A 13,429-nucleotide genomic window follows, 5' to 3' on the forward strand; every position below is an offset into this window, starting at 1 on the left:
TTACTTGGAACTCAATGATGATTCTTCGTGATAACCCGACAGCTCGAAAAAATTAGCAAAGATTTCCTTGCCTCTGAGAGGATTTCTACTAGAACTGCGCCGACCAAACAACACCTGCTCGGGTGGCGGAATTGGTAGACGCGCTAGACTAAGGATCTAGTGGCCGTTAAGGCCGTGGGGGTTCGATTCCCCCTCGAGCACCATTTAAAAAAGCCTCACATTTGTGAGGCTTTTTTGTGTCGTGGATTGTGTGACTTCGGCCTTACTGAGGGAGAGTTGTTTGTAGAATGATGCAATCAGTGCTAGCAATCATCCCTTTCGCTCCAGCGGGATTGAGCAGGAAGCTTCCGGCTCTGTGGAGGCTGCCATCGCAGTCGGTGAGGCAGCCTTCTACCACGGTGAGGATGGAGAACTTGTCATCCGCGGGGTTGCTGATTGAGTCGCCTTCCGATAGCTGGAATTGATCCACTTTGTAGTAGGCGCATTCGGCTAGAGTGTTGCCGTTAGGCGTGTCCATAGTGGGTTCGAAGTCATCGAAGTCGATGCACTTCATGGATTCTTCTATGTGAAGTTCACGTGGAGTGCCGTCGAGCCCGACCCGATTCCAGTCGAATACCCGGTAGGTCGTGTCTGAGTTTTGCTGGATCTCGTAAATTACCAGCCCAGCTCCGATGGCATGAAGTCGTCCAGATGGGATGTGTATCGACTCTCCAGCCTTTGGCATGATCGCGTGCACGAGCTTGTCGGGGTCACCATTGTTGAGCGCGGTTGCGAAGGCTTCGCGGGTTGTGCCATATTTAAGGCCAACATAGATCCGAGCGCCAGGTTCAGCATGGGCGATGTACCACATTTCGGTCTTCGGCTCACCATTGAGCTCGGCTGCTAGGTGCTGGGAGGGTGAACTTGGATCGAAAGATCGGTCTGGGCATCGAGGATTTTGATCAACAAGGGGAAGTTATCAGAGGAATAGTCGCCAAAGATTTCTTTGCGCTGGCTGCTCCACAATGCACTCAGAGATTTGCCTTTGAGTGGTCCAGTGGTGACGATCGATTGCGCTTCGGGCCGATCTGAGATTTCCCAAGACTCTCCGTAAGGTGTCGTCGAGTCAGGGAGTTTTCTTTGGTAGATGGTCTCTAGTTTTCTGCCGCCCCATACGCGTTGTTGGTAAATTGGTTGGAATGTGAGTACTGACATGGTGGTGAATTTTTACTGAAGTTCTGCTTACTTTTTATGAAATCGCAGAGAAAATACAGAAGTTTGTGCTGGTTCTGTGTCATTCGCCTCAGAGCGCATCATGTAGAAATCTCCTTCTGAAGTGTGGACAAGTGATATTTGGCTGTTTATACCAGTGCCAGAGTTATGGGTGAAGAGAGCTTCACCTAGCAAACTGATACCCCATAGAGAATGATGAAAATTTGTTGTATAGGAGCTGGCTACGTTGGTGGCCCGACCATGGCGATGATCGCTAAGAAATGTCATGACATTGATGTGGCTGTAGTTGACTTGAATGAAGAGCGCATTGCAGCATGGAATTCTGATTGCTTGCCGATCTACGAGCCAGGTCTTCAAGAGATCGTTGAAGAGCGACGTGGAAAGAACCTTACCTTCTCGACTGAGGTGAAGTCTCACATCAAATCTGCGGACATCATTTTCATTTCCGTAGGTACTCCGACCAAGGATTACGGTATTGGTGCAGGCCAGGCTCCGGAGCTTGGGTATATCGAAGGCTGTGCCCGGATGATTGCGGAAGCCTGTGACGGCCCTAAAATCGTTATTGAGAAGTCTACAGTTCCAGTTCGTACCGCAGAGTTGGTAAAGAGCGTTTTCGACGGCTACAACAAAGGCCATTTATTTGAGATACTGTCTAACCCAGAATTTCTTGCAGAGGGTACAGCTATTACCGACCTTGAGAACCCTGATCGAGTTTTGATTGGTGGCGACTCTACGGAATCTGGTAAGAAGGCAGTGCAGACCGTGGTCGATGTCTACAATCGTTGGGTTCCTCGTGAAAAAATCATCACCACTAATGTATGGTCATCAGAGCTTTCTAAGCTCGTGGCTAATGCTTTCCTCGCTCAGCGGGTCTCTTCAATTAATGCAATTTCCGCAGTCTGTGAAGTCTCAGGAGCGGATGTCGAAGAGGTGGCGAATGCCATTGGAATGGACAGCCGTATCGGCCCCAAATTTCTCAAATCCTCAGTTGGCTTTGGTGGTTCATGTTTCCAGAAGGACATTCTGAACTTAGTCTACCTTTCCGGGCACTTTGGTTTGCCTGAAGTAGCTGAGTACTGGCGTCAGGTCATCACCATGAATGAGTACCAGCGCAAGCGCTTTACTCGTAAGGTGATTCACAGCCTATTTAATACACTCCAAGGGAAGCGCATTGCAGTGCTAGGATTCGCCTTTAAGAAAGACACGAATGATACCCGTGAATCAGCAGCAATCTATATTTGTCGCGACCTGCTAGAAGAAGGCGCAGACATCGTGGTCTATGACCCACAAGTGCCTGCTGAGGAGATCAAGCATCTCACATCTGATTCGACCAAAATTGCGAACTCTGCAGAAGAGGCCGCAAAGGATGCGCACGCAGTCCTCATTCTCACAGAATGGGATGAGTTTGTGGCATTAGATTACGCCGCGATTTATAAAGACATGGTCAAGCCTGCGCACATATTCGATGGACGTAATATCCTCGACCTAGAAAAGCTTGAATCGATCGGTTTCAAAGCCTCGTGCATCGGCAAATCCTAGTCGCGAATCACTTTTGTCTAGACCGCAGCTCGTTGATCGGGCTGTGTTTTTTGTGTCCAGCATGGCAAACAACAAAAAAGGCTCATCGATATCGATGAGCCTTTTTATCTAAGCATTTCAAGTAAATGAAATGGCATCCCGTAGGGGATTCGAACCCCTATTGCCGCCGTGAAAGGGCGGAGTCCTAACCATTAGACGAACGGGACGCAGTAATGGTTGCCTTGCGGCGTGGCGCAAAGAATCATGCTTAGTGGGTTCGCGCAAGATGAAATTTCATTGGAAGTTAATTTTCCTTTGAGAATAAGAAAATTGTTGGGCTACAACTCATTGATTCGCCTTGACCTTGAAGGTGACTAAGGTTGTTATCAGCGCTCTGAGATTTGTATCTCGGCCTACTTAACTAACCATGCACGACCTGATGACAAAATCTATCGCCCTATCTCGCCTAAGAATTGCTCTAATGAGTGTATTAGCTTTGATGCTAGGCCTATCAATAGCCGGCGCTCAAGACTTCACAGACAAGAAGATCAATTCCGTTCAAGTTCGATACAAGGGGGCGAAGACTGTAGACGAAGCTCGCATCCGTAACTTGATGTCAGTGAAAGCTGGTCAGAAGTTCAGCGCGGAGAAGCTAGACGATGACATTCGCTCGCTTGTTGAAAGCGGACTAGTCGACGACGTCAAAATGTCTGGCGAGGGAAGTGGAGCGGGAATGACATTGATTGTAGAAGTTGTCACACGGCCAGCCTTGGCCGGGGTCGGATTTGCTGGGAACGTCAACTTCACTGATAAGAAACTAGCGAAGGAAACAAAGCTGAAGCCAGGAGCTCCACTGAGTGATGCTGCTATTTACGATGCACGTAAGAATATTGAGAAGTACTACCTAGGCTATGGCTATCCAGATGTTGTTGTCAGCCACCGTATTCAGTCAACCAACCGCAAGGGCTATTCAGATTTGATTCTTACCATTGATGAGGGTGCACAAACTGAGGTTCGTCATATCAAGTTTCGCGGGAACAATGCCTACAAGTCACATGTCTTGCAGGGGGAGATGGAGACGAAAGAAAAAGGTCTACTTTCATTCCTTACAAAGTCTGGACGCATTGACGTGACTAAGCTCGATGAAGATGAAGATCGGGTTCTCGACTACTACCGCAACCGTGGATATCTTCGTGTAGCGAGCAGTGGCTTCCGTCGTGAGGCAGATAAGAAAGGGAAAGTGAATCTCGTGATGGATATCAACGAAGGGATCAAGTACACTATAGGCCAAATCGCTTTTGCTGGCCCCATGAAGGTCTTCAGTTCCGCCGAGCTTTCTCCTGTGCTGACTTTGAACGCTAGCGATGGATTCTCCTCGAAGAAGATGCGCAAGGACATCCGCACAATCCGCAGCTACTACGGATCCAGAGGCTATGCTGATGCTAGAGTTGACCCAGACATTCGCGACGCGGGACCTAGTCAGGTCAATATCACTTACCGCATTACCGAAGGTAAACCTTACAAAGTAGGCCGTGTGACTATCGAAGGCAACAACAAGACGAAGGACCGAGTCATCCGTCGTGAGGTGCCACTCAAGCCTGGTGATAATTTCAACTCAGTGGATGTAGAAACTACCCGCCAGCGACTTGAGGGTCTTAATTATTTCTCAAATGTTGTGGCTGAAGGATCTCCGTCGTCTCAGGACGGCTACCGCGACATCAACATCATCGTCGATGAGAAAAATACTGGTCAGCTCAGTTTCGGTCTAGGATTCAGTTCTATCGATAGCATTGTGGGTTACATCAACGTAGAGGAAACGAACTTTGATATTTCAAACCCTTGGGGCTTCCGTGGTGGTGGCCAGCGTTTTGGACTGAATCTCCGTGCTGGTTCAGAGACACAAGATTTCAAAATATCACTCACGGAGCCATGGTTCCTCGGCCAGCGGCTTTCCTTGGGAACTGAGCTATTCTATCGTGGCGCTCAAAACCTGAGTGATCAATACGACCAACGCAACGTCGGTGGTGCTATCTTCCTTCGTAAGCCACTGGGCAAGCGTTCCTACCTGAGTGTAGACCTGCGCTACGAAAAAATCCGTGTGGATGTGGAAAGCGATGTTCCGAATGATTCGCTATTCCAGCAATTTGACGGAAAGTTTACTCGACCAGCGCTGGGCTTGAACTATGTGTACGATAGTCGTAATTCCCTCCAAACCCCACGTAAAGGTCACAAGATCGATACTGGAATCACCAGTGTGTTTGAGGCTCTAGGCGGTGATTCTGACTCATTCATCTTTAATGTTTCCGGAGCCAAATACTGGAACCTCTGGTTTGACTCAATTCTCGAGTTAGGTGGCTCGGTTGATATGGTGGAAACCTCTTCTGGTGTCACACCAATCTACGACCGCCAGTTTCTTGGTGGAGCTCGTAACCTTCGTGGTTTCGAGTACCGTGACGTCGGCCCACGTGACCCAGCTACGGGAGATGTGATCGGTGGAGATTCCGCAGGCTATGCTACTGTCGAGTGGTCCTTCCCACTTGTTTCCACAGTACGTGGTGCTTTCTTCTATGATGCTGGATTTGTGAACCTCGATAGCTTCGACTTTGATATCAGCGACTACTATTCTGATGCAGGATTTGGTATTCGTATGAATCTTCCATTCGGGCCGATTGCACTCGATTATGCATTCCCACTCGAATCACCAGACCCAACGGCTGATAAAGGTGGCCAGTTCAACTTCTACGTTGATTACGAATTTTAGATTGGACTTTAGTTAGCTCTGATTTTTTTTGAGAGAGTCTCAGTCCTATAAAGGATTGAGACTCTTTTTTTATGCTGATCTTCTGAAGGTAGAGGTGATAGGACTCGTGATGTCGGCTATTTTGTTCCTTCAACTAGATGAAGTGGCAGTTTCATTATACTTGTGATTGCTAAAGTTTTCAGTTGGAAATCGTTTCATCAAGAGGGCTTCGAGCTTGTGGTCAGGTGAGCAATGGGATCTAGAGTTGATCTCTGAAAAAAGTGAAGATTTGATCCGAATTTAGCTTGCGTATTTTGTGGTTGTGTGGATATTTCCGCTGTCGTCGCAAGGTGACACGCAGCAAGTGAAAGCAGGAATAGCTCAGCGGTAGAGCATCTCGTTTACACCGAGGCGGTCGGGGGTTCAAATCCCTCTTCCTGTACCACTTGTTTATAATCCAGCCCTTCTTTATGAAGGCTGGTTTTTTTTTAGTTAAATTTCACACTATCATTCCAATGTCACAGACTATCAAACTCGGCGTTCTAGGCTCAGGTTCAGGTTCTAACATGCAGGCGATTCTTGATGCGATAGAGGCGGGGACTCTCGATGCGGAGATTGTTTTGGTGCTCAGTGACAACCCTGATGGCTATATCTTAGAGAGAGCGCGTAAGGCTGGTATTCCTGCGGAGGTGATCGATTGTGGGGGATTTAAGACAAAGTTCCCTGATGAGAGTCAGAGCGCCGTTGCGGCCCAGCTGAAAGCGGCTGGAGTGAAGCTTGTTTGCCTCGCTGGATTTATGCGATTGGTGAAGCAGCCGATGCTAGACATCTTTCCCGAGCGCATACTAAATATCCATCCCTCATTGCTGCCGGCCTACCCAGGCCTAATGGCGTGGAAGCAGGCTGTTGCAGATGGTGCCCGTGAAAGTGGCTGCACGGTCCATTATGTAGACGCGGGCATGGATACCGGGCCAATCATTAAGCAGGCTAAGGTGGCTGTAATAGCTGGAGACACTGCCGAGACTCTACACGCACGTATTCAGCTGGAAGAGCATTCGCTGTACCCTGAAGTGATCGCAGCTATAGCTGCCCAGCAGTAAGCTGAGGCACTGACATTATTGTTTTAGCGCCTCGGTGTAACCTTGTGCGAGGTGAATAGGACTTCATCGTGTCGGCCTTATTGACTAAGGACAGGGCGGATTACCGGCCCTTATTGAAGCGTGACATTTCACGCTGAGCTTCGCGCTTTTCGACTTGGTCTTTGAGTGCGTGACGCTTGTCGGTGTGGGTCTTGCCCTTGGCGACTCCGATCTCTACTTTGACCTTGCGGTTATGCCAGTACATCCGGAGGCAGACGAGAGTACAGCCCTTTTGTGAGGTTTGTAGGTCGAGCTTAAGAATCTCGGACTTGTGCACTAAAAGGCGACGTGGGCGGCGTGACTGATGCTGAAACCATGATCCTGCGGTTTCCCATGGTTGGATGTCACAGCCGTATAGAAAAAGCTGACCCTTTTCGACGCGAGCGAAGGAGTCAGCAATGTTGACTTTGCCAGCACGGATGGATTTCACCTCCGTGCCTTTGAGTTCCATGCCAGCTTCGTAGGTCTCGAGAATGTGGTATTCGTGACGGGCTTTTCTGTTTTTAGAAATCTCGTCACTCATAGGATTCTCAAATCGCTGGTTGGTGAAGGAGCGAGGCTACTCTTTTAGATTTTCAAATGTGCCAGGAATGACTTTGAGCTTACCTTCGATGATTTCGGTAAGTGCAATGTCAGCAGCTCCCATGCTTGGGAGTGTTTCAACGAGTGGAGCTCGGCCAGTGTTGAGTTGGCGTACGCGCTGAGAGACTACGTTGATGAGTACTTGTGGATCGCTGACGATCTCTGCTGCTTGTTCGACTAGGTCGCTTTTCATAGATGTTCCTGGAAATCGATTCACTGGCTTAGGTTGTTCAAACGGGATGATGTTTGAGTCGTCCATATTCCAGTGTCGTGTTTTGATTTTTTAAGGTGGCAGTTGGTTGCCGAGCTTTACAAGGGATGGTTGAACCTCTTTTCTTTAAAAGAATCAAGCCCAATCTGCAACTTGTGGCGCATGATTGGGCTTGATTAGGAATGTTAGGCACAGAACCGGAAAATTCCCCCCGAAATACCGATTCTGGCCAGACGAACAACTTGCGTTGTGTCATGCAAATACCCTGCACTGGATCCTAGTTTGCTGCAAGCTTTTTTTGTATGTATTCTCAGAAAAGGCATTCAGAGGTTTGGAATAGGACGCATAATCTTCCTAGATATAAAGGGATCAAGTGATACTGTGGGATGAACTAAAGGCCTACTGGAAGATTAGGTTGCCTTTACTCGCGCTTTAGAGCGTCAGAGAAGCTGGTGCGCTGGGCCTTTGGAAATGCCTGAAGGAATGCGCTGCTGTCGAGTCCATGGGCGAAAGGATACGGGCTGTCGCTGTAGTCGACTAGCTGCTTGCCATGGTGGGTGTTGATAGCGGAACAAATCTCGGCGATGCTTAGGGATTGAGCGGGTAAATTGTAGCGGGCGAAATGCTCGGGGCTTTCTAATAATGCGAGGGCGTGCTGCTGGCCAACGTCTCGGCTGTAGTGGAATCCAGTCCTTCCTCCAAAGGGGATCGTGAAATGCTTTCCCTCTTGAGCGGCCTTGATGGCTTGGGTAATACCCGCTGTGGAGCCGTCACTGCCACGTGTCGGACCATAGATGATTTGTGGACGTAAAATAGTGGCTGGTATCTGATAGTGCAGAGCATAGCACTCGATGAGTTGTTCTGCCGCTAGTTTGGTGGCTGTGTAGGGATTGAGCGGAATAGTAGTGGCCAGTTCATCTACAAAGCTCCCGTCATCAGGAACTTTGTAAACTGCGGCGGTACTAGTGAAAATGAGACGTTGAATTTTGCCATAGAGACGGATGGCTTCGAGTACATTGTTGGTCCCCGTGATATTGACTTCTACTGCACGCGCGGGGTTATTTTTACAATCCGTGGTGCGCAAGCCTGCGGCATGAAGGACGTGAGTGACTGCATGGTCGTTGAGTACCGCAAAAATCGATGGGAGATCGAGGATGTCTGCCTGAACGTACTGTACTCCTTGGATCGGATTGACTGCAGTAGTGCCGCGCGAGAGGCAAATAATATGATCCACACCACGCGAAAGGAGCGCATGTGTGGTCTCTATTCCGACGCAGCCTGAACCGCCAATGATGAGCACTGTTGCCATGCTCCAGCAATAGCGAATACTGGGGGTTCTAGCAAGTTGGATATGCGTTGCGCTTATTTCCGGCAGTGAGCTGGGGGCTATTTTTTCTTGAGTTCAAAAGACTCAAAAAAGCGCTCAAAAGCATCTGGGAAGTGGCTCTTGAGGGCTACTTCATATTCCTCATGGCTGGTGAGTTCTATGTCTCCTTCTGGGCCGATGAAGCGGGTGAGCGTGAGTTTTGTGCCAGGTCGTCCATCAAAGTAGTGTGGCCAGGTGAAAAACGCTTTGTATCCTTCTCTGGTCAAGAGCATGGCCTCTTTGGTGATCCCTCCTTGGGCCGTGGTGGCGATGCTTGTTCGGGCTGGTGGTGAGCTGAGTAGTGAGACTCCTGCTGTGTCGAGTGGGGTGGAGTCATCACGGAGGTAATGCAACAGGCTCGGCATGAGGTCTAGGTGGCTCGCTTCGGCGACCTCAGGACCTCGACCAATCGATTTGGGCCACTTGATGAGCATCGGAACTTTGACTTGTTCGTCTTCGAGCGATGAGACGTGGAGCCAGCCGCCGTGGTCTTGAAATTCCTCACCGTGGTCGCCGGTGAAGATGATGATCGAGTCGTCATATTGCCCGACACTTTTGAGGTGCTCGCAGAAACCTTTAGCCAGTGAATCAGCCCATGCGAGCGAGTTGAAGTATTGATTTTTGATCAACTCAGTTTCTTCACTTGATGGCGAAGAGGGGAAGAAGGCATGAGGGTAGTATTCCTTAAATGGAGGATCGAAGTCCTCGTGCCATGAATACTTGTAGTGAGTCGAGTCAATCGTAGCGATGGTGAAATGGCCGCCAGCATCGCGAGTGCTGATGAGGTTCTGTAGGTCGTTGAAGACAATGACTTCGCGCTCAGGGTAACTGAGGTCAAAGCTGGGGTCGCCCTCCACGTTTTCACGTATCGTGCTGAAAGGGGAGTCGTTGAGCCCATGGAAGTGGCGGCGCATGTCGCGGAAGTCGAGGTTCTTGGCGGTGTGCACCTGCAGGTCGTAGCCCGATTTCTGGAGAATGTGGAAGATGGGGAGACCGGGCCAGTCTTGCTCTCTTGCGAGGTCACGGCTGTGTTCGCGAGCTGTCGAGGTCTGGCTGGTAAAGGTGCTGAACCACGATAGGTGGGTGCCATTGGAGGCGGCCCAGGTGTGGCCGATTGGCTGGGCTTCGTTTTCTGCAAATTCGTAGAGAAATGGGGTCACGTCAGAGCGCAGTGCATCGTGGCGGAATGACTCGATAAAGACCAAGTAAATATCTGGGCGTTGTTTCAGATCGAACTCTTGCTGCTGGTCTTGCCAATGGTGATCGCGAAAGGTCACTTGAAAATGTGCGAGTCCGTCGGGTGGACGTACTGGCGAGAGTTGGATGCCAAATTCCTTATATTCCTGCATCCAGCTCCGGCGAGGTTTCCAAGATTTTCCGATGGCTTGTTCAACGGATGCTCCTGTGAATCCTATAACGATGGCGACAAGCATCCAGATGGGGGCGGTGTGGAGTTTCCATTTCCTCGCAAGGCGAGATGTACCATAAGTCAGAATGCAGAAGACGAGTACAACGGCGAGTCCGATACCGGCAAAGGCGGGAGCTGTGAGGTGGATGCCTGCTCCTTGGAGTTCGGTTCCAAAATTCATCAGGCCCTTGGTGCCGAGTTTGTTGAGGAATCCGAGAAATGTCTGGTTCCAGTAGCCGTGGAGAAGTCGGTCGAGCACGATGGCTATAGGGGCCATCGAGGCAATGACCCAAACCCATGGGCGAATCCAGCGTGGGCCAGTATCAATCGAGAGCCGAGTGGCAAAATAAAGCACGCCGATCAGGCTTAGTTGGGTGAACATTCGGTTGATGAAAAGACTGATCTTGTGCCAAAAACCAAGCTCTAGCATTCCCGAAATGAGCTCGTAGTTGTGCCACAGTAGCAGGGTGTAGAGAGCGAAGAAAAACGGACCATTCCACGGGTGTTTACGCATCAGCCATGCGGCAAGAATCTTTAACTCAGCACGAGTCGGAGTGGGGTGGTGGGAGAACTTTATAGCGCAGGTGATAATCGCCAGCGCTAAGACGAAACCAGCCGCTAGGTAAGCATAACCGGTAAGTAGGTCCAGTACTCCAAGCGTGAGTATAAGGCCAAGTCCGCAGAGGGTGGTAATCATCCACGTCTTCGCTTTGTGTTCTTTAAAGTCCCCTATGTTGAGCCAGCGTGACAGCCCCCCCCAGAGAGCTGCACCACTGGCAGCCAGTCCTAGAAAGATCAAAATGTGGCTACCTAAGTAGCTCTCGCCCAAGTAGGGGGAGATCTTATTGCTCCCAAATTCATGCTGACGCAAAAAGGGAATCAATCCATAACATAGGCCGCAGAGCCAGAGGAGAGTGTGGAGTATTTTGTAGGGCATGAAATTGACTGCAAACTACTTGAGTGCATCTCTAGATGCTCCAGTATTGAGTATTTTCAAGACAATTTCTTAGCTATTAGACGGGCTCCTCTAGGTCTGTAAGTGAGGGGCGGCAGCGATGAGTAACCTAGAATTAGGCCGTATTAGACCTCGCGCTTGAGCGCGGCAGTGAGCTTTCCGCCAATCGCTGATTGGAGGATGTGATCCCAGTCTTCTTCGTCGTCGACATCTCTGAGTTCGGGTAAATGGACGAGAGTGAGTCCCATCTTGGTGGCTGCTAGTTCGGTTTCTGATCGGGTGTTTTCCGAGCTCCAGTTGATGTTTTGAAAGAGCTGAGGGGACTTTTGCGCGGTAGCGAGGAGGTAGTAGCCACCGTCCTCGCTGGGGCCAATCAGGCAACTATCTTGCTTCACATGAGAAAAGCCCGTATTGATCCATCGCGCCCCACAGTGGATGCAATCTGAGCCAATGACGGCGACTTTCGTGTAGCCTTCATCAAAGGCCTGCGAGGCAGCTCTCTCCAACCGGTTGCCGAGGTGGCCATCGCCCTGGGCTCTGAAATCGATAGTGAATGCGGGCGCATTTTTTTCCGGAGTGAACAAGAAGTTTTCAGCTTGTTTGGCCGTGTGACCTCTGAGTTGGGGGAGGATCCAGAAGCTGATTGCGTCACCGGCGTCATCGGGTGCGTAACAAAATCTCACGTGGGTGTCCTTGAGTCCTTCGAGTTGCTGCAAGAGCACCGCCACCAAAGCTCGATAGCGTCTTGCTGCTTCCTCGTGGCCCACGGAATGAGCTAAGCGTGTTTTCACCATTCCCGGTGTGGGTTCTTTAAGGAAAATGAGCAGGGCATTCATAGCTTCAATGACATTTTGGGGTCGGTAAGCTTATTAATAAGAGGGAATGCTCTGACAGTCGAGTGAATCTAGTTGGGGGTATAGAGGGGATTTTAGCTGAGAATGCCACTCACGACATTGGCTGGCTGTACTCCTGTAGGCTTATGGTTGAGGCCTTGGAAGCTAAATGTGAATCGGTTTTGGTCCATGCCGAGGCAGTTTAAAATGGTGGCATTCAAGTCGCGGATGTGGACTGGATTTTCAACGATGTTGTAGGAAAAGTCGTCAGTGAGTCCATAGCTGGTACCCGCTTTGATTCCGCCACCGGCAGCCCACATGCTGAAGCATCGGCCGTGGTGGTCTCTTCCTGTACCAAGCTTCCCTTGGCTGTAGACTGTGCGGCCAAATTCTCCACCCCAGACAACGAGGGTGTCATCCAGTAAGCCACGCTGCTCGAGGTCGGTGATGAGTGCGGCGGATGCTTGATCTGTGTCGCTGCATTGATTTGCTAAATGACTTTTTAGACTATTGTGCTGGTCCCAGCCGCGATGAAAAAGCTGGGTGAAGCGGACACCGCGCTCGGCCATTCTGCGGGCCATCAAGCAATTATAGGCGTAGGTGCCAGGTTGGCGGGCATCTTCACCATATAATTCAAAAATTGAGTCCGGTTCATCGGAGAGGTCAGCGAGTTCTGGTGCGGACGTCTGCATGCGGAAGGCCATTTCATATTGGCTGATCCGAGTGAGGATTTCAGGGTCAGCCATTTGCTCGTGGCGGATCTGGTTGAGCTGAGCCAGATCATCGAGCATGTTGCGTCTGTCATTGCGCGAGACTCCTGCTGGGTCATTAAGGAAAAGGACGGGGTCTTTGCCGCTGCGGAATTGCACACCTTGGTGGCTGGAGGGTAAGAATCCGCTGCCCCATAGACGTGAAAAGATCGGCTGGCCCGGGTCTTTTCCTGTGCCTTGAGATAAAAGGACCACATAGGATGGCAGGTTTTCGTTCATGCTGCCAAGGCCGTAGGATATCCATGACCCCATACTGGGGAGTCCTGGGAACTGCGAGCCGGTATTGATAAATGTGATGCCCGGGTCGTGGTTGATTGCTTCTGTATGCATCGACCGGATGACGGCGATTTTATCGGCAATTTTCGAAGTGTGTGGTAGCAAGTCACTTATCCACTGGGCGCTTTCTCCATGTTGGCTGAATTTGGCAATACTTTTGCAGAGTGGGAGGCTTTTTTGTCCAGAGGTCATTCCGGTAAGCCGTTGGCCTTGGCGGACCGAGTCGGGAAGTTCTTTGCCGTGTTGATCAACGAGCTTGGGTTTGTGGTCAAAGAGGTCGATATGGGATGGCCCGCCGGACTGAAACAGATAAATGACCCGCTTTGCCTTGGGGGCAAAATTGGGGGTGCCAATTGTCGGGGCGCTGGCAGCTGAAGCCAGCGAGTCAGAGGCCAATAGGCTTTTGGCAGCCATTGCTC

11 protein-coding genes and 3 tRNA genes are annotated in these 13,429 nt (G+C 50.2%); 5 read left to right on the forward strand and 9 right to left on the reverse strand.

Going from position 1 to position 13,429, the window contains the following annotated elements; genetic code table 11:
* Positions 1 to 116 precede the first annotated feature (116 nt).
* Positions 117 to 203 (forward strand) — tRNA-Leu (locus BSZ32_RS08735).
* A 59-nt stretch (positions 204 to 262) separates the two neighbouring features.
* On the opposite strand, the gene BSZ32_RS19265 is transcribed toward BSZ32_RS08735, so the two are convergent.
* Together BSZ32_RS19265 and BSZ32_RS19270 are read right to left on the reverse strand one after the other, a co-directional pair.
* Positions 263 to 850, reverse strand: a complete 588-nt coding sequence (locus BSZ32_RS19265) for a class I mannose-6-phosphate isomerase (RefSeq protein ID WP_206018782.1) — start codon at positions 848 to 850, stop codon at positions 263 to 265.
* Positions 851 to 882: 32 nt separating this feature from the next.
* Positions 883 to 1,194 carry a type I phosphomannose isomerase catalytic subunit gene (locus tag BSZ32_RS19270; protein WP_206018783.1) on the reverse strand — a complete coding sequence of 104 codons (312 nt, stop codon included), beginning with the start codon at positions 1,192 to 1,194 and terminating at the stop codon, positions 883 to 885.
* A gap of 213 nt (positions 1,195 to 1,407) precedes the next feature.
* On the opposite strand from BSZ32_RS19270, the gene BSZ32_RS08745 reads away from it, so the two are divergent.
* On the forward strand, positions 1,408 to 2,751 hold the full coding sequence (locus BSZ32_RS08745) for a nucleotide sugar dehydrogenase (protein ID WP_105044805.1): 1,344 nt from the start codon (positions 1,408 to 1,410) through the stop codon (positions 2,749 to 2,751).
* Positions 2,752 to 2,882: 131 nt separating this feature from the next.
* Here BSZ32_RS08745 and BSZ32_RS08750 read toward each other — a convergent pair.
* Positions 2,883 to 2,957 (reverse strand) — tRNA-Glu (locus tag BSZ32_RS08750).
* Between the two features lie 254 nt (positions 2,958 to 3,211).
* Here BSZ32_RS08750 and bamA point away from each other — a divergent pair.
* From bamA to purN, 3 genes are all read left to right on the forward strand, one after another.
* The gene (gene bamA, locus BSZ32_RS08755) at positions 3,212 to 5,491 is read left to right on the forward strand and encodes an outer membrane protein assembly factor BamA (protein WP_165788747.1); all 2,280 of its coding nucleotides are present in this window, start codon (positions 3,212 to 3,214) and stop codon (positions 5,489 to 5,491) included.
* 349 nt (positions 5,492 to 5,840) lie between these two features.
* Positions 5,841 to 5,915, forward strand: a tRNA-Val gene (locus BSZ32_RS08760).
* A gap of 70 nt (positions 5,916 to 5,985) precedes the next feature.
* A complete protein-coding gene (gene purN, locus BSZ32_RS08765; RefSeq protein WP_105044806.1) occupies positions 5,986 to 6,570 on the forward strand; it encodes a phosphoribosylglycinamide formyltransferase in 585 nt (194 codons plus the stop codon).
* Positions 6,571 to 6,670: 100 nt separating this feature from the next.
* On the opposite strand, the gene smpB is transcribed toward purN, so the two are convergent.
* The 6 genes from smpB to BSZ32_RS08795 form a co-directional block, all read right to left on the reverse strand.
* Positions 6,671 to 7,132 carry an SsrA-binding protein SmpB gene (smpB, locus tag BSZ32_RS08770; protein ID WP_105043084.1) on the reverse strand — a complete coding sequence of 154 codons (462 nt, stop codon included), beginning with the start codon at positions 7,130 to 7,132 and terminating at the stop codon, positions 6,671 to 6,673.
* Between the two features lie 36 nt (positions 7,133 to 7,168).
* Entirely contained in the window at positions 7,169 to 7,450 is a 282-nt protein-coding gene (locus tag BSZ32_RS08775; protein WP_206018784.1) for a DNA-directed RNA polymerase subunit omega, read from the reverse strand.
* A 373-nt stretch (positions 7,451 to 7,823) separates the two neighbouring features.
* Entirely contained in the window at positions 7,824 to 8,711 is an 888-nt protein-coding gene (locus tag BSZ32_RS08780; protein WP_105043085.1) for an NAD-dependent epimerase/dehydratase family protein, read from the reverse strand.
* A 77-nt stretch (positions 8,712 to 8,788) separates the two neighbouring features.
* On the reverse strand, positions 8,789 to 11,113 hold the full coding sequence (locus BSZ32_RS08785; protein ID WP_105043086.1) for a sulfatase-like hydrolase/transferase: 2,325 nt from the start codon (positions 11,111 to 11,113) through the stop codon (positions 8,789 to 8,791).
* A 143-nt stretch (positions 11,114 to 11,256) separates the two neighbouring features.
* Positions 11,257 to 11,967, reverse strand: coding sequence for a TIGR04282 family arsenosugar biosynthesis glycosyltransferase (locus BSZ32_RS08790; RefSeq protein WP_105043087.1), 711 nt, complete (start codon positions 11,965 to 11,967; stop codon positions 11,257 to 11,259).
* 92 nt (positions 11,968 to 12,059) lie between these two features.
* A complete protein-coding gene (locus BSZ32_RS08795; RefSeq protein WP_105043088.1) occupies positions 12,060 to 13,424 on the reverse strand; it encodes a DUF1501 domain-containing protein in 1,365 nt (454 codons plus the stop codon).
* Positions 13,425 to 13,429 lie beyond the last annotated feature (5 nt).

Source organism: Rubritalea profundi, assembly GCF_002954445.1.
In the GTDB taxonomy this organism is placed as follows: Bacteria; Verrucomicrobiota; Verrucomicrobiia; order Verrucomicrobiales; family Akkermansiaceae; genus Rubritalea; species Rubritalea profundi.